14 protein-coding genes are annotated in these 16,070 nt (G+C 42.7%); 10 read left to right on the forward strand and 4 right to left on the reverse strand.

Features of this window, described 5'->3' with window-relative positions:
* Window positions 1-52 precede the first annotated feature (52 nt).
* Genes EW142_RS05690 through EW142_RS05715 form a run of 6 tightly spaced genes read left to right on the forward strand, consistent with a single transcriptional unit; the run spans window position 53 to window position 6,649 of the window.
* Window positions 53-1,558: a glycoside hydrolase family 10-like protein gene (locus tag EW142_RS05690; protein ID WP_130610886.1), complete on the forward strand. Its 1,506-nt coding sequence runs from the start codon at window positions 53-55 to the stop codon at window positions 1,556-1,558.
* Between the two features lie 5 nt (window positions 1,559-1,563).
* Window positions 1,564-2,046, forward strand: a complete 483-nt coding sequence (locus EW142_RS05695) for a GNAT family N-acetyltransferase (RefSeq protein ID WP_130610889.1) — start codon at window positions 1,564-1,566, stop codon at window positions 2,044-2,046.
* Window positions 2,046-3,320 carry an MFS transporter gene (locus tag EW142_RS05700; RefSeq protein WP_130610892.1) on the forward strand — a complete coding sequence of 425 codons (1,275 nt, stop codon included), beginning with the start codon at window positions 2,046-2,048 and terminating at the stop codon, window positions 3,318-3,320. Before EW142_RS05695 ends, EW142_RS05700 begins: the two co-directional genes overlap by 1 nt.
* Window positions 3,313-4,908 carry a glycoside hydrolase family 3 protein gene (locus tag EW142_RS05705; protein ID WP_130610895.1) on the forward strand — a complete coding sequence of 532 codons (1,596 nt, stop codon included), beginning with the start codon at window positions 3,313-3,315 and terminating at the stop codon, window positions 4,906-4,908. Before EW142_RS05700 ends, EW142_RS05705 begins: the two co-directional genes overlap by 8 nt.
* Window positions 4,905-5,573 carry a class I SAM-dependent methyltransferase gene (locus EW142_RS05710; protein ID WP_130610898.1) on the forward strand — a complete coding sequence of 223 codons (669 nt, stop codon included), beginning with the start codon at window positions 4,905-4,907 and terminating at the stop codon, window positions 5,571-5,573. The genes EW142_RS05705 and EW142_RS05710 overlap by 4 nt, the downstream gene beginning before the upstream one ends.
* A gap of 2 nt (window positions 5,574-5,575) precedes the next feature.
* Window positions 5,576-6,649 carry an anhydro-N-acetylmuramic acid kinase gene (locus EW142_RS05715; RefSeq protein ID WP_313790904.1) on the forward strand — a complete coding sequence of 358 codons (1,074 nt, stop codon included), beginning with the start codon at window positions 5,576-5,578 and terminating at the stop codon, window positions 6,647-6,649.
* A gap of 13 nt (window positions 6,650-6,662) precedes the next feature.
* Here the strand turns inward: EW142_RS05715 and EW142_RS05720 are convergent, their stop codons facing one another.
* The 4 genes from EW142_RS05720 to EW142_RS05735 all read right to left on the reverse strand — a co-directional run bounded on the left by EW142_RS05720 (window position 6,663) and on the right by EW142_RS05735 (window position 11,428).
* The gene (locus EW142_RS05720) at window positions 6,663-7,874 is read right to left on the reverse strand and encodes a multidrug effflux MFS transporter (RefSeq protein WP_130610904.1); all 1,212 of its coding nucleotides are present in this window, start codon (window positions 7,872-7,874) and stop codon (window positions 6,663-6,665) included.
* 72 nt (window positions 7,875-7,946) lie between these two features.
* The gene (locus tag EW142_RS05725; RefSeq protein WP_130610907.1) at window positions 7,947-9,488 is read right to left on the reverse strand and encodes an acyl-CoA carboxylase subunit beta; all 1,542 of its coding nucleotides are present in this window, start codon (window positions 9,486-9,488) and stop codon (window positions 7,947-7,949) included.
* A gap of 5 nt (window positions 9,489-9,493) precedes the next feature.
* Entirely contained in the window at window positions 9,494-10,936 is a 1,443-nt protein-coding gene (locus EW142_RS05730) for an acetyl-CoA carboxylase biotin carboxylase subunit (RefSeq protein WP_130610910.1), read from the reverse strand.
* A 6-nt stretch (window positions 10,937-10,942) separates the two neighbouring features.
* Complete coding sequence (locus EW142_RS05735) at window positions 10,943-11,428, reverse strand: acyl-CoA carboxylase biotin carboxyl carrier protein subunit (protein WP_130610913.1); 486 nt, start codon at window positions 11,426-11,428, stop codon at window positions 10,943-10,945.
* 195 nt (window positions 11,429-11,623) lie between these two features.
* Between EW142_RS05735 and udk the strand changes: the two genes are divergently transcribed.
* Genes udk through scpA form a run of 4 tightly spaced genes read left to right on the forward strand, consistent with a single transcriptional unit; the run spans window position 11,624 to window position 16,027 of the window.
* The gene (gene udk / locus EW142_RS05740) at window positions 11,624-12,232 is read left to right on the forward strand and encodes a uridine kinase (protein ID WP_130610916.1); all 609 of its coding nucleotides are present in this window, start codon (window positions 11,624-11,626) and stop codon (window positions 12,230-12,232) included.
* Between the two features lies 1 nt (window position 12,233).
* A complete protein-coding gene (locus tag EW142_RS05745; RefSeq protein WP_130610919.1) occupies window positions 12,234-12,566 on the forward strand; it encodes an FtsB family cell division protein in 333 nt (110 codons plus the stop codon).
* Entirely contained in the window at window positions 12,559-13,956 is a 1,398-nt protein-coding gene (locus EW142_RS05750) for a methylmalonyl-CoA mutase subunit beta (RefSeq protein WP_130610922.1), read from the forward strand. The genes EW142_RS05745 and EW142_RS05750 overlap by 8 nt, the downstream gene beginning before the upstream one ends.
* Entirely contained in the window at window positions 13,949-16,027 is a 2,079-nt protein-coding gene (scpA, locus tag EW142_RS05755; protein WP_130610925.1) for a methylmalonyl-CoA mutase, read from the forward strand. The genes EW142_RS05750 and scpA overlap by 8 nt, the downstream gene beginning before the upstream one ends.
* Window positions 16,028-16,070 lie beyond the last annotated feature (43 nt).

Consider the following 16,070-nt stretch of genomic DNA (forward strand, 5'->3'; position numbering starts at 1 on the left):
TCCAAGCAGAAAAGGCCTACATTTAATCTTCAAGTAGGCCTTTTTTATTCCTATGAAGTACATTTTAGGTTCCATATTGCTCTTTCTCGTCGCCTCCTGCGCTGTCACCAAATACCAAAAAACTACTCCTGAGGAGGAATTTAGGGGTGTGTGGATTGCCACTGTTGTCAATATCGACTGGCCTAAAAATGGAAAGGACAATACGGAAAAGCAGAAAAAGGATTTCATCGAAATTTTGGATTTCTATCAGAAACTCAATTTTAATGCGGCCATAGTTCAAATACGAACGGCCGGTGATGCCCTTTATCCTACAGACTTGGCACCTTGGTCCAAATATTTGACTGGCAAAGAAGGAACAGCGCCCAAAAACTTTGACGACCCACTGGTCTGGATGATTCAGGAGACGCATAAAAGGGGGATGGAATTCCATGCCTGGTTGAATCCCTATCGCGCCACTTTTGACCTGGACACTTTGGCTTTAGCATCTTCACATGACTTCTATCAGCATCCGGATTGGATGGTTAAATACGGAAAAAAGTATTACTACAATCCTGGATTGCCGGAAGTACAGGACAAGTTCTCAAGAGTTGTTGGGGAAATTGTTTCCAAATATCAAGTGGATGCCATTCATTTTGACGACTATTTTTATCCCTATAAAATTGAAGGCGAGACCTTCGATGATGCCTTGGCTTTTCAAACCTATGGTTTACCAAATCAGAACATTGAGGATTGGCGAAGAAGCAATGTGGACTCCCTGGTTAAAAAAGTTCATTCAACCATAAAAAGGACAAAACCTTGGGTGCAGTTCGGCATTAGTCCCTTCGGAGTATGGAAAAACAAAAGTACTGATCCCAATGGTTCTGATACCCAAGCTGGCCAGACCACCTTTGAGGATTTGTATGCCGATCCCCTGCTTTGGGCCAAAAAAGGCTGGCTGGATTATTTGGCGCCCCAGGCCTATTGGAGCATGGAATACCCTAGGGCTTCCCATCGAAAAATTACGCAATGGTGGGCAGATACCCTTCAAACTACAAATCTTTACATAGGAAATGGCCCTTACAAAATCAAAAACAACGCAGATAAGGCTTGGAACAAAAACAATGAAATTCCAAAACAGCTATTGCTGGCAAGAAATATCAATGGGATAAAAGGCAATGTGTTTTTTAGTGCGAAGTCCCTCATAGGGAAACACGAAAAAGTAGTACGGAAATTACGGAAGATTTATGCACTACCGACTAAAAATCCAGCCCTGCCAATTCGAAATCAAAGAAACATTGGCCTCCCAACTATTTCATCCCATAGCCTCAAGAACAACCAACTCGAATTCTGTATATCCCATAGCGACACATTGCCCCGGTTTACCTTGTATTACCTTTTAAAAGATACAAGCCGACCTAAGCAGAAAACACTAATTGGAAAAAGCTATCTTTCTGGGGACCAAAGTTCGCTATGCGATGTTATTTCCATTTCCAAAAAGCAAGCAAAACAAACTTTGGGAGTCTCAATCATTGATGCGTATGGAAATGAAAGTGAACTACAAATTTTGAACAAAAACTGAAGCAAATGCAAGACATGTTGGTTAGGCTATTAAATCTACCGGATATTGTTTCAGAAGAAGCAGAATTGGGCAATTCTGAGGATATCATCTTCAGAAGGCCCATTGCCCCAGAAAAAAGTATTGTTGTTAATTGGGTTCGAGAGCATTTCAGTCAAAACTGGACGGATGAGATGGAAGCTGCATTTTCCAATACACCTGTGAATTGTTTTGTTGCCCAAAAGGGACAATCTCTGTTGGGCTTTGCCTGTTTCGAGTGTACAGCAAAAAATTTCTTTGGACCGACCGGGGTTCTTCCCACGGAACAAGGAAGAGGCATCGGTAAGATTCTCTTGGTCAAGGCCCTGCAAGCCCTTAAGGAAATAGGGTATACCTATGCCATAATTGGCGGCGTTGGTCCCGTAGAATACTATAAAAAAGTGGTGGATGCACGAATTATTGAAAAATCAGAGAAGAGTATTTACCAAAACCTTTTAAAGCATCCCAAATAATGGTAGAAAAAGATAAAGGAGCTTGGGGATGGATTCCCACGTTGTATTTCACTCAGGGAATTCCTTATATCATGGTGGTCACTGTTTCGGTGATAATGTACAAAAGACTTGGTATCAGTAACGCAGATATTGGGCTGTATACTAGTTGGCTATATCTCCCATGGGTGATTAAGCCCCTATGGAGCCCCATAGTTGATTTAAAAGGCACCAAAAGAAATTGGTTTTTGGGGATGCAGTTGGTAATATCTCTCGCCTTTTTGGGAATCGGGTTGTTTTTACCGTCCAATGCATTCTTTACCATCACCCTTGCCTTTTTCTGGATGGCAGCTTTCGCATCCGCAACAAATGATATTGCCTCAGATGGCTATTATATGATTGGCCTAACACAAAAGAAACAATCTTTCTTTATAGGCTTACGCAGTACATTTTACCGTTTGGCCATGGTAACCGGTCAAGGTCTGTTGGTCATCCTTGCTGGGTTCTTGGAAAATAAGTATGGTGATAATACCAAAGCTTGGTCCATGACTATGATTTGTACTGCGGTCTTAATGTTGATTTTAACCTTGGCCAATTTCTTTGTCACCCCAAAATTTGAATCCACTGGGGAAATGGAGACAAAAAAACCCGAAAGCTTTCTTCAAGTGTTCATTTCTTTCTTTGAGAAGAAACAGATTTGGGTGGCGTTGCTCTTCATCCTTACCTATCGATTGGGGGAATCGCAATTGGTAAAAATGGCCTCGCCATTTCTGCTGGATAAACTTGAAGTTGGCGGATTGGAATATTCCACAGAGGCCGTAGGTACCATTTATGGTACTGTGGGTGTCATCATGCTCTCCTTGGGTGGAATTATCGGGGGAATTTTGATCTCTCGTGATGGCCTAAAAAAATGGATGTTGCCTATGCTTTTGGCCCTGAACATTCCGAATGCACTGTACGCAGTTTTAGCATACACCCAATCTACGAGTTTAGTTGTTGTTGTAGGTACAGTTGTATTGGAACAATTTGGATATGGCTTTGGATTTGCTGCCTTTTTGATTTTCCTGATTTACATCTCCGAAGGAATTTCAAAAACTTCGCACTATGCCATTGCTACAGGTTTTATGGCCTTGGGTATGATGATTCCTGGTATGCTGAGCGGATACATTCAAGAATGGTTAGGTTATGATGGATTCTTCCTCTGGGTCGTTATTGCGGCCGTACCAGCCTTCATTGTACTTCGCTATTTGGATTATCCGGCCGACTACGGCAAGAAAACCAATGATGTTGATGCGTGATGCTTTATTAAAATATCAGGACATCAAATCCCATCTGTCTGTAAAACAAAAAGTGGGGCAGCTGTTCATGCTGGCTGTTTTCATCAATGACACTGAAGAAGAGGTAGCCCAAATGGAAAAACTGATACGGGACCATTGCATTGGAGCGCTCTGTATTTTCCATAGCAGGGCCAGTGCGGCGACGAACTTTGAGGGCAAAAAGAAAGTAGTCTACAACGAAAACAGCTATGACCGGCTCAAAGCGTTGATTGACCGCTACCAGAAAGCTTCCGAGTTCCCATTGCTCATAGCCATGGATGCTGAATGGGGCCTTGCCATGCGTATTGAAAACACGCCCCAATATCCGTATGCCATTACCCTTGGAGCACTTCAAGATCAAAAAGACCTCATTTATGAGGTGGGCTTCCATATTGGTATGGACTGTAAAAAAGCAGGAATCCATTGGAATCTTGCCCCTGTTGTAGACATTAACAACAATCCTGAAAATCCAGTAATCGGATATCGCTCTTTCGGGGACAAAAAGGAAGAAGTAAAATCCAAGGCGGGAGCTTATCTTCTTGGAATGAATGATGCCGGAATTTTGAATTCCCTGAAACATTTTCCAGGACATGGCGATACGGCAACGGATTCCCATTTGGGCTTACCCGTAATCGATAAGTCCAAAAAAGAACTTTTTGAGAACGAGCTTTATCCTTTTATAAAACTTTTAAAAGAAGAGGTAGATTCTGTAATGGTGGCACACCTTTCTTTACCCCAATTGGATGCCTCCGAAAATCCTTCGACCACTTCAAAGAACATTATTACGGGTCTCCTTCGTGATGAAATCGGTTTTGAAGGAGTTATAATTTCGGATGCCCTGAACATGCACGCCGTTTCAAAAAGGTATCTCCAAAAAGGAGGTTTAGAGGTAGCGGCTTTTAACGCAGGAATGGATATGCTCTGCTTTTCTGAACATCCTGTGGAGGGAATTTCCCAAATTTTGGATTCAGGGAGCAAGGATGCGGTTGAAAAAAGTTTTAAACGTATCTGGAGATTAAAGGAAAAGGTGTTTGGTGGGGCTGTCTCTGAGGATAAAGCACCTTCTTTATCACACAAAGACTTAAATCGAGAGATTGCTAAAAATTGTATTACCGAACTATGGGCTGAAAAAAAACCTTTGAAAGATTGGAAAGAACATAATTTCTTGAATCTTTCTTGCGGTACGCCCATTGCCAATATTTTTTCTGAGGGATTGGAAAAAGAATTGGGTTCAAAACACTACCACCTAGGTGAAGAAGCCGTACATGAAGAAGAGCATCAGAATGCGGTATTGGCACTCTTCCCTCCTTCCGTAAAACCAAAGAACAATTTTGGTATTGAGTCGCATATTTTGGAGAATATCCAAAAGCTCATTTCGAAAAATGAAGTTACCGTATATCTATTTGGCAACCCATACGTCCTTGATGTTTTAGAGGGTATTGATGCTGCAGATGTCATCGTGTTTTATCAAGATTTTCCTGATTTCCAGGAAGTTGCGCTTCAACATTTTTTGGGAAAGATACCAGCCTTGGGAGAATTACCAGTACAATTGAAAACTTTGCAATCATGAAATCAGAAATCATATCCTCCTGGGAAAAGAATGCCAAAGAATGGGTAGAGGTGATTCAAAACCAAAGCATTCCCTCCAGAAAATTCACAAACCGGGCTATTTTGGAAAGTATCTCCAATCTAAAAGTTAAAAAAGTTGCGGATTTGGGTTGCGGAGAAGGGTGGTTAACCCGAGAAATGGCCCAATTGGGCATTGAGACCACTGGCTTTGATGCCATCAAAAGTCTTTTGGTCGAGGCAAGCAAAAAAGGACCTGAAACCTATCATCAGCTCACCTTTGAGGACATCATTAATGGGTTAGAAATCCCTGAAGCCCCATTTGATGCAGCCATTTTTAATTTCTGTCTGTACTTAAAAGATAATTTGAGATTGCTTTTGGAAAATACCCTTTCCAATCTGGTTCCAATGGGCCATGTTCTTATTCAAACCTTACACCCATTTTTCCTGATTCAAAATGGTTTCCGATATGAAAGCCAATGGCTATCAGATTCATGGAAGGGACTGCCCGGTAACTTTAAAGATGGGCATTCCTGGTATGCGCGCACTTTTGAAGATTGGGTCAATTTATTATCCGCTCTAGAAGATATCGCCTTTGAAATTTCCGAAATAAAAAACGATGAAGAGAAACCGATATCCCTTATTATCAAAATAAGAAAGCTAAAATGAAAATGTACAGAGTCCTTGGTATGATGTCGGGCACCTCTTTGGATGGCCTGGATTTAGCCCTTTGCCATCTATGGAAAGAGAATGGGCAATGGCAATTTAGCATTGAAAAGACTAAGGATATCACCTACGAACCCGTACTTCGGGAACAATTAAAGAACGCCATTCACTTAAGTGAGGAGGCTCATGAAACACTGCATCGCGAATATGGTGTTTGGTTAGGAAAACAAGCCAAGGATTTTATTGAAGAAGGTCAACTTGAGGTAGATTTTATTGCCAGCCATGGGCACACTTCCCATCATCGACCTGAAGACGGAATAACCTTCCAATTGGGAGATGGACAACAGTTGGCGAATACGAGCCAACACAAAGTGGTCTGTGATTTTCGGACGAAGGATGTTGGTTTAGGTGGTCAAGGTGCCCCCCTCGTACCCATTGGTGACAAACTCCTTTTCCATACCTATGATTTCTGCTTGAATCTAGGCGGTATTAGTAATATGTCCTTTGAAAAAGATGGCGAGCGCATTGCTTATGACATTGGGCTTGCCAACATGCCTCTCAATTACATTACCCAAAAAATTGGATTGGATTATGATGCCGATGGAAAAATGGCGAGAACCGGCTCTTTTAATGAAAGCTTGTTCAATACACTGAATGATTTGGAATACTACCGCCTCCCCTATCCCAAATCCACAGGGTATGAGTGGTTCATTGCCGAGATTGCCCCCCTGATTGAAAAATCAAAAGTTTCCGAGGCAGATTTATTGCACACTTTTATCCATCACAACTGTCAACAAGTTGCCATTGAGGTTAAAAAACATGCAGTGAAACCTAAGAACAAACTGTTTGCCACAGGCGGTGGGGCACTAAATTCATTTTTTACGGACACGCTTCGAGAAAAGCTTGGTCCTGCAATAGAATTGGCCATTCCCTCCAAAACCTTGATTGCCTTTAAGGAAGCCCTGGTTTTCGCATTAATGGGCGTGCTTCGTCAGGAAGGAAAAACCAATGTACTGAGTTCGGTGACTGGGGCAAAGAAAGATTCATGCAGTGGCGAAATTTTTATGCCAGAATCATAGCTCGCAACCAGTATTAGGCAGTTCTAACTGCTTTTTTTGGTCTCCAAACCAATAGAAAAACGAACATGGACAGTAATCCACAAATGGCCAAACCTACAAAAAGAGGCAATACCCGGTCATCGACAAAACTTCCAATGAGCGTAGCTATGGGAATGGCAATCACGGTAGAGAAAAACCCATTGATGGCGGCTCCGATACCCGCAATGTGTCCAATAGGTTCCATAGCAATGGAACGGAAATTACCCCACATAAAGCCTAAGCAGAAAAATTGAAGGGAAAGAAAGGTCACCAAGACAAACACATTCGGATTACTTGAATTCCAAAACAATAGCACATAAAGCAAGGCTATAACGCAAAAGCTTGCCAAGGCCATAAACCCCAATTTTCGCATTCCAAAACGCAGTACGAGGGTACCGTTGAAAAAGGTGGATAAACCAATGGAAATCGCCAACCCTGCAAAGATGTATGGAAAGGCTTCCTTTAATCCATATTGGTCTTCAAAAATATACTGTGAAGCACTGAGGTACACCAAGAAAGAGCCCGTTACCAAGCCCGAAATTATGGTAAAGGCCACCGTCTCCTTATAACGTAGCAATTCCTTAAAACCATCCATAAAAAGGCTATTTGAAAATGGAATTTTATATTCGGGACGCAAGGTCTCTGGTTGACGTTTCCAGAACCAAACCCCTACAGCAATGGTCAATACAAGCTGAATGTAAAAAATAGCCCGCCAGTCCGCTAAGTCTAAAATAAACTTGCCCAGTGCAGGTGCAACCACAGGAACCAAAATAAAAAAAGCCGTAACAAATGACATCACCCTGGCCATAAGGTCACCCTTGTACATATCGCGAATAATGGAAATAGAGATCGTCCTAGCCGCAGAAAGGCCAATGCCCTGAAGAATTCTGCCCACAACCATCCACTCCAAGTTGGGAGCGGCCAAGCAAATAACACTGGCGACAGCAAATACTGCAATGCCTAAGTATACAATGGGTTTACGTCCATACGAATCGGATAGCGGACCGAAAAATAATTGTCCAACCCCCAATCCCAGGAAAATCATGGTGATGAGCATCTGATTATCCGTCGGATCAGTGCTATTAATCGATGCCCCAATATTTGAAATGGCAGGTAATAGGGTATCAATGGACAACGCTACGACCGACATCAAGGCCGCCATCAAGGCCATAAATTCAAAACTCGGTTTAGGGGTATCATTTTGCATTCGGCAAAATTACGGATACCCTTTACAACCCATAACTTTTTAGGAGATATTTAGGTTATCTTTTCTCAATGCCTAAAGTGGAATGTTCCCATGCTTTTTCTTTGGAGTTTGAACCTCTTTTTTCTCTAGCATGGCGAAAGCCTTTAACAACTTGCGTCTGGTATTTTCAGGTAAGATGACCTCGTCGATAAATCCTCGACGCGCTGCACGATATGGATTCGCAAACTTATCGGCATACTCCATTTCCTTTTCTTTCAATTTGGCCGTAGGGTCATCCGCGGCGGCAATTTCCCTTCTAAAAATAATTTCACTGGCCCCTTTGGCCCCCATCACCGCAATCTCAGCTGTGGGCCAAGCAAAATTGAAGTCAGCTCCAATGTGCTTGGAGTTCATTACATCGTAAGCACCTCCATAAGCTTTCCGAGTAATTACAGTGACCCGAGGGACAGTGGCCTCGCTTAAGGCGTAAAGCAACTTAGCTCCGTGAATGATAATACCATTCCACTCTTGATCCGTACCGGGCAAAAATCCTGGTACATCTACCAAAACAAGCAAGGGAATATTGAATGCATCACAGAATCGGGTAAAACGGGCAGCCTTTTGCGAACTTTTAACCCCTAAAACTCCTGCCAAAAACATAGGCTGATTAGCTATGATCCCAACGCTTCTTCCACCGAGTCGGGCGAAGCCCACGATGATATTCTCGGCATAGTCTTTATGAATCTCGTAAAAAGAATCCGAATCAATAATACCCTCAATTACATCATGCATGTCATAGGGCTTACTCGGGTCATCGGGAACAATACTGGCAAGTTCCTCTCGCAGCTCTTCACCCAATTCATAAGGTTTATGTTTTGGGATTTCGCGGTTACTTTGCGGTAAATAGTCCAATAATTTTTTGATATCATCCAAACAAGCTGCATCGTTTGACGATGTTTTGTGCGCCACACCAGATTTTACAGCATGCGTGCTTGCTCCACCCAGTTCCTCTGAAGTCACCTCCTCATTAGTAACAGTCTTGACCACATTGGGGCCCGTGACGAACATATAACTGGTTTCTTCCACCATAATAATAAAGTCGGTCATAGCAGGAGAATAAACGGCCCCTCCAGCACAAGGGCCCATCACTGCGGATATTTGTGGAATTACCCCTGAGGCCTGAACATTTCGATAAAAAATATCAGCATACCCTCCTAATGATTTCACCCCTTCCTGAATCCGTGCACCACCTGAATCATTCAAACCAATAACAGGTGCTCCAACATTCATGGCAAGGTCCATCACTTTGCATATTTTTTCCGCATGGGTTTCTGACAAGGCTCCACCGAAAACGGTGAAATCTTGGGCGTAAACATAGACCAATCTGCCATTTACCGTACCATATCCTGTAATCACACCATCTCCAAAATAGATTTCCTTGTCCATGCCAAAATCGGTGGTTCGGTGTGTGACCAACACGCCCATTTCTTCAAAGGATCCCTCGTCCAACAAATAGTCAATACGTTCCCTTGCGGTTAATTTCTTTTTGGCATGCTGTTTTTCAATACGCTTCTCACCTCCCCCAAGATGGGCTTGGGCAACTTTTTCCTTTAACACCTTTATTTTGGAATCCATTTCAATCAGTTTATGGGTAGTTGAACTAGTTTTTTGTCCTCAAGATATTGTTTTAGAGCAATCATGGCTGCAACCTCAGCTTCAGAAGCGCTGTTTTGTTTTATCATTTCTGGGGAATAGTAGTCTTTTACAAAGTGTGTATCAAAATTCCCAGAACGAAAAGCCTCGTGCCCAAAAACGAAAGTTCCAAAGGGCAAAGTGGTCTGTACCCCTTTAATTTTGTAATTCTGGATGGCATCCAGCATCAACTCTATTGATTCTTCTCGGGTTTCGCCATAAGTAATCAACTTTGACAGCATGGGGTCATAATAAATGGGAATATCCATACCCTCCTCAAACCCATTGTCCACACGAATTCCTTCCCCCTCCGGAAGTTGATACTTTTCCAATGTGCCCACACTGGGCAAAAAATCGTTCAGTGGATCCTCGGCATATACCCTAAGTTCCATGGCATGGCCATTAATGGATAGTTCTTCTTGTTTTAGCGGTAAAACTTCGCCTCGAGCCACTTTGATTTGTAATTCCACCAAATCAACTCCTGTAATCATTTCAGTGACCGGATGTTCGACCTGAAGACGGGTATTCATTTCCAAGAAATAAAAATTGTGGTCCGCATCCATTAGAAACTCCACGGTTCCCGCACCGACATAATCGCAGGACTGAGCCACTTTGGTGGCTGCTATTCCCATTTCATTGCGAAGCTCAGGACTTAAAAGTGAGGATGGAGCCTCTTCGACAACCTTTTGGTGCCTTCTTTGAATACTGCACTCCCGCTCAAAGAAATGAATGACATTTCCGTGCTTGTCAGCCATGACCTGCACTTCAATATGGCGCGGGGAGGTAACATATTTTTCGACAAAGACCGAGCCATCGCCAAAGGCCGATGTGGCCTCGCTAATGGCACGCTCCATTTGTGATTTTAAGTCTGACTCCTTATCAACGATTCGCATCCCCTTTCCTCCACCACCAGCAGAGGCTTTGATTAGTACGGGATATCCGATTTCAGCTGCAATTTCCTTAGCTTTTTTTACGTCTGTAATGGCCTCATCAATACCAGGTACCATAGGAATGTCGTACGCCTTAACCGCTTCCTTGGCCGCCAGCTTACTTCCCATAATTTGAATTGCTTTCGAACCCGGACCAATAAACGTTATTCCATTTTTCTCGGCAGCCTCGGCGAATTCGGCATTTTCACTCAAGAACCCATAGCCAGGATGAATTCCATCCACTCCCAATTCCTTGGCAACCTCAATAATTTTATCTCCCAACAAATAGGATTGGTTCGATGGCGCCGCTCCAATGCAGACCGCTTCGTCAGCAAAGCGTACATGGGGAGCGTTTCTATCAATTTCTGAAAACACCGCTACCGTTTTTATACCCATCTTTTTGGCGGTTCGCATTACCCGTAAAGCAATTTCTCCCCTGTTGGCGACCAGAATTTTTTTCATGCTATACTATTCAAAGGTTAGTAATATCTGTTTTTTATCCACAGCCTCTCCCTTTTTCACTGAAATTTCCTTTATCACACCGGCTCGAGGGGAAGAAATAATATTCTCCATTTTCATAGCTTCAAGAATCAAAAGTTGGTCATCTTCCGCAACTTCTTGTCCTGCCTTGACTGAAATATCCAAAATCAACCCTGGCATTGGAGCCTCAATTGAAGTGATGTTCTTTGTGCCATTTGAAGCAAAGCCCATGGCATCGATAAGTTTATCCAGCTTATTTTCTATGCTGGTGTGGTATTCCATACCATTTACCCTAAGCACATAACTTCGATTGTTGAAATCGGTGGAAACCACTTCAATGTGAAAGGACTTTGAACCATACAGTAGGTGGAAATCCTTTTTACTTGTTTTTAAAATATCAAGCTTTTCTATATCATCCTTGGAGAGCTGAAAATCAAGGTTCTCATTGACCTTGATGGAGAAGGAGTTTTCCATAAAATTATAGTGCCTTAGGTTACTTGAATAAATATAAGATTAAAAGCAATAATCTTAGGCAAAGCTAGGACGATATCACAGTCAAATTCATGACAACCGTCATTCATTTCAACAAAAACATCGCTTAACTATGCATAGTTTTTCGGGGAAGCGAAATCTTATCAAATGCTTACTTTTGAAATTAAAATTTTCATAATGCTTGTCATAGGAATCGCTGGGGGTACAGGTTGTGGTAAGACCACTGTTGTCAACCAAATTGTGGAGGAATTGCCACAGAACGAGGTAGGGGTCATATCACAGGATTCCTATTATCATGATCTTGCCCATTTGACCAAGGAAGAAAGGGGGAAAGTAAATTTTGACCACCCCAATAGTATTGATTTTGACTTGATGATTGCTCATTTGGAAGAACTCAGAAATGGCAAACCCATTGAAAAACCAATTTACTCTTTTGTTGAGGAGACCCGATTGGACGATACCATAACGGTCCACCCCAGAAAGGTAATTATTGTTGAGGGTATTTTGGTTTTGAGCAACCCTAAGCTTCGTGAAATGTTCGACATAAAAATATACGTTCATGCCGATTCTGACGAGCGATTGATACGAAGGCTGCAAAGGGACATTAAAGAAAGGGGGCACGATTTGGAAAAGGTTCTGCACCGTTATCAAACGGCAGTTAAGCCCATGCACCAGCAGTTTATTGAACCGTCGAAGGAGTTCGCGGACCTTATCATACCCAATAACCACTACAATACGGTGGCTGTGGATATGGTTCGGACCATAATCAATGAAAACTTAGGTTAATATGGGGTTTGGCGAACTGAAAAAGAAAAAATGGTTTAAAGTAATGACCAATATGTACATTTTGGTCTTAACCATTTTTGTGATCTGGATGGCTTTTTTTGACACAAATTCCATGTTGATTCATTTAGAATTACGGAAAGAAATCAAAAAGTTGGAGCGACAAAAAGAATTTCTTCAAGGGGAAATTGACAAGGACAAAGAAGTTCTAAAAAAGCTATCCGATACGAGCGAACTGGAAAAGTTTGCCCGCGAAAAGTATTATATGAAAAAGGAAAATGAAGAAATATTCTTAATAGAATATGAGGATAGCTTAAAGACCAAAAAGAATGAGTGACAATGCCTTATTTGACGAATTTCCTCAAGTTTCCGCGAAACAATGGAAAGAAAAAATCCAATATGACCTAAAAGGAGCAGACTACAGCGACACCTTGGTATGGGAATCCCCTGAAGGCATCAAGGTTAAACCTTTTTATCACTCCGAAGACCTATCAGAAGTCTCCAAATTCAAGCGAAGTGAGGTTGAATCATGGAAAATCGGACAAGAAATCTATGCAGGAAATGCCACAAAAGCCAACGAAACTGCATTGAACACCTTGTCACGCGGGGCAGAAAGTCTGATTTTTTTGATACCTGATGAAAGTATTGACTTGATGAAACTGCTTGGTAACATCAATTTGGAGAAAACTGCAGTTCATTTTCGGTTTCAATTTTTAGCACTGGCTCCCATTAAGGGCCTATTGGAATTTTTAAGAGGTAAAAACTGCAATATCTACCTTCATTTTGATATCATTGGAAATCTGGCCCGAACTGGGAACTGGTTCCATTCCATGAAAGAGGACCATGAGATCCTGGAAAAAGTTTACGCAGCAACAAAAGCCATTGAAGGTGTTTCCTGTTTAAGTGTTGATCTTTCCCTATATCAGAATGCCGGGGCCAATATGGTGCAGCAATTGGCTTACTCCCTGTCGCATGCCCATGAATATGTAAACCATTTTCAGTCGGAAACCACAAGTGGTGTAGAGGAGTCCTTTCCAATGACTTTCAAAGTGGCCATGGGGGGGAACTATTTTTTTGAAATTGCCAAACTTAGAGCATTGCGATGGCTATGGAATAGCCTGACCGATGCCTATGGAATTGCTCCGGATTGCCACATTTTGGCTTTTCCTTCACGAAGGAACAAAACATTATATGACTACAATGTCAACCTACTCCGAACAACTTCGGAGTGCATGTCGGCTATTCTCGGCGGGGCAAATACTGTTTGCAATCAAGCCTATGATGCCATTTATCACAAAGACAATGAATTTGGGGATCGGATTGCCAGAAATCAATTGGTCCTCCTAAAGGAGGAAAGCTATTTTGATGAAGCGCACAAGGCTTCAGAAGGTACCTATTACATAGAAAGTCTTACCAAGCAGTTGGCTGAAAAAGCCCTTGTTCTTTTTAAACAAATTGAAGCTTCGGGTGGTTTTTTGGAAGCACTGAAAAAGGGAATCATACAACAAAAAATTAAAGAAAGTGCTGCCAAGGAACAGCAACGTTTTGATGAGGGTCAAACGGTCTTGGTGGGAACCAATAAGTTTCAAAATTCTGAGGACCGCATGAAGGGCGACCTTGAATTGTATCCCTTTGTGAAGCAAAGGTCCGAGAAGACCCTGCTTGAACCCATAATTGAAAAAAGACTGGCCGAAACACAAGAACAAAAACGATTGGACCATGAGTAGAAAAAACCTTCAAAACCTTGAGCTGATTGAAAAAGGCGGTTCCAGCTCTGCGGAAACTTCCAACAACGGACAATTGAATTTTGCCGCTGGTATCACACCCTTTCTTCGGGGTCCCTACTCCACCATGTATGTGCGACGACCATGGACCATACGTCAATACGCAGGGTTTTCCACTGCTGAAGAGAGCAACGCCTTTTACCGAAGAAATTTAGAGGCGGGACAAAAGGGACTCTCGGTGGCATTTGACCTTCCCACCCACCGAGGATATGATAGTGACAATGAACGTGTGGTTGGAGATGTGGGTAAGGCTGGTGTCGCGATTGATTCGGTTGAAGACATGAAGATTTTGTTTGATGGCATCCCATTGGATAAAATGTCTGTTTCGATGACCATGAACGGAGCAGTTTTACCGGTAATGGCTTTCTACATTGTTGCTGCCGAAGAACAAGGTGTCTCTATGGAAAAGCTCTCCGGAACCATCCAAAATGACATTTTGAAGGAGTTTATGGTACGGAATACCTACATCTATCCTCCTTCTCCCTCCATGCAAATTGTGGCTGATATCTTTGAGTTTGCCAGCCAAAATATGCCTCGATTTAATAGCATCAGTATCTCGGGATACCATATGCACGAAGCCGGCGCACCCGCTGCCATGGAGTTGGCATATACTTTGGCGGACGGTATTGAATACATTAGAACCGGAATCAAAGCGGGGTTGAAAATTGATGATTTTGCCCCAAGACTTTCTTTCTTCTGGGGTATCGGAATGAACCACTTTACGGAAATCGCAAAAATGCGAGCAGGTCGTATGCTCTGGGCCAAATTGGTAAAAGAGTTTGATCCACAAAACCAAAAGTCCTTGATGCTCCGCACCCATAGCCAAACCAGCGGATGGAGCTTAACCGAACAAGATCCATTCAACAATGTGGCGCGAACCACTATTGAGGCCATGGCCGCTGCTTTTGGTGGTACTCAAAGTTTGCATACCAATGCATTGGATGAGGCCATTGCGCTTCCTACGGACTTTTCGGCACGAATCGCAAGAAACACGCAAATTTATCTTCAGCAAGAAACCCACATCACCCGAACCGTTGATCCCTGGGCTGGAAGCCATATGGTTGAATCCCTAACCCAAGAAATTGCTGAAGAAGCTTGGCAATTGATACAGGAAGTGGAGAAATTGGGAGGGATGACCAAAGCCATCGAGGAAGGAATTCCCAAAAAACGTATTGAGGAAGCAGCCGCTAAAAAACAGGCGCGCATTGACAGTGGACAGGATACTATTTTGGGTGTGAACAAATATCAACTGGAAAATGAGGATGATCTGCAAATTTTGGAAGTCGATAATGCCAAAGTAAGAAAGCAACAGCTAGAAAGGCTGAGAGAAATCAAATCTTCTAGAAATGCCGGTAGCGTTTCCGTTTCGTTAAAGCGTATTGAGGAAGCGGCGCAAAAAGCCATGCAAAATGAATCAGGGCGTGAAAATTTACTAGATTTAGCCGTGGAAGCGGCTCGAAACCGTGCTACCCTGGGTGAAATCAGTGATGCCATGGAAACCGCTTTCGGCAGATATAAAGCAAAAATCCAATCGTTTACCGGAGTGTATTCCAAAGAAATAAAAAATGACAAGAGCTTTGAAAAGGCTCGTAAAATGGCCGATGAATTTGCGTTGGCGGAAGGTAGAAGACCTCGTATCATGATCGCCAAAATGGGTCAGGACGGTCATGATCGTGGTGCCAAGGTTGTAGCCACAGGATATGCCGATCTCGGTTTTGATGTGGATATTGGACCTTTGTTCCAAACTCCTGCGGAGGTGGCCAAACAAGCTGTTGAAAATGATGTGCATGTTCTTGGGGTTTCCTCATTGGCCGGAGGCCATAAGACGTTGGTTCCCCAAGTGGTCAAAGAGCTTACCGAGCACGGCCGTGAAGACATCATGGTCATTGTGGGCGGTGTGATACCAAAACAAGATTACGAACACCTATTGTCCAATGGAGCGGTTGCTGTATTCGGACCTGGCACCAAAATCAGCGAAGCGGCCCTCGAAATCTTGGATATTTTGATGGAGTAAGTCCACTTAATATTCTAATAATTAAAACTTTAACTTTCTTTAA

It is taken from the genome of Flagellimonas allohymeniacidonis (genome assembly GCF_004296335.1).
GTDB lineage: Bacteria > Bacteroidota > Bacteroidia > Flavobacteriales > Flavobacteriaceae > Flagellimonas > Flagellimonas allohymeniacidonis.

What these genes read in the sequence shown, in the direction of transcription:
- EW142_RS05720 (WP_130610904.1), bottom strand. Translation starts at nt 7,874, where the DNA reads ATGCAAAATGATACCCCTAAACCGAGTTTTGAATTTATGGCCTTGATG.
- EW142_RS05735 (WP_130610913.1), bottom strand. Translation starts at nt 11,428, where the DNA reads ATGGAAAACTCCTTCTCCATCAAGGTCAATGAGAACCTTGATTTTCAG.
- EW142_RS05715 (WP_313790904.1), top strand. Translation starts at nt 5,576, where the DNA reads ATGTACAGAGTCCTTGGTATGATGTCGGGCACCTCTTTGGATGGCCTG.
- udk (WP_130610916.1), top strand. Translation starts at nt 11,624, where the DNA reads ATGCTTGTCATAGGAATCGCTGGGGGTACAGGTTGTGGTAAGACCACT.
- EW142_RS05750 (WP_130610922.1), top strand. Translation starts at nt 12,559, where the DNA reads ATGAGTGACAATGCCTTATTTGACGAATTTCCTCAAGTTTCCGCGAAA.
- EW142_RS05705 (WP_130610895.1), top strand. Translation starts at nt 3,313, where the DNA reads ATGCGTGATGCTTTATTAAAATATCAGGACATCAAATCCCATCTGTCT.
- EW142_RS05730 (WP_130610910.1), bottom strand. Translation starts at nt 10,936, where the DNA reads ATGAAAAAAATTCTGGTCGCCAACAGGGGAGAAATTGCTTTACGGGTA.
- scpA (WP_130610925.1), top strand. Translation starts at nt 13,949, where the DNA reads ATGAGTAGAAAAAACCTTCAAAACCTTGAGCTGATTGAAAAAGGCGGT.
- EW142_RS05745 (WP_130610919.1), top strand. Translation starts at nt 12,234, where the DNA reads ATGGGGTTTGGCGAACTGAAAAAGAAAAAATGGTTTAAAGTAATGACC.
- EW142_RS05690 (WP_130610886.1), top strand. Translation starts at nt 53, where the DNA reads ATGAAGTACATTTTAGGTTCCATATTGCTCTTTCTCGTCGCCTCCTGC.
- EW142_RS05695 (WP_130610889.1), top strand. Translation starts at nt 1,564, where the DNA reads ATGCAAGACATGTTGGTTAGGCTATTAAATCTACCGGATATTGTTTCA.
- EW142_RS05725 (WP_130610907.1), bottom strand. Translation starts at nt 9,488, where the DNA reads ATGGATTCCAAAATAAAGGTGTTAAAGGAAAAAGTTGCCCAAGCCCAT.
- EW142_RS05700 (WP_130610892.1), top strand. Translation starts at nt 2,046, where the DNA reads ATGGTAGAAAAAGATAAAGGAGCTTGGGGATGGATTCCCACGTTGTAT.
- EW142_RS05710 (WP_130610898.1), top strand. Translation starts at nt 4,905, where the DNA reads ATGAAATCAGAAATCATATCCTCCTGGGAAAAGAATGCCAAAGAATGG.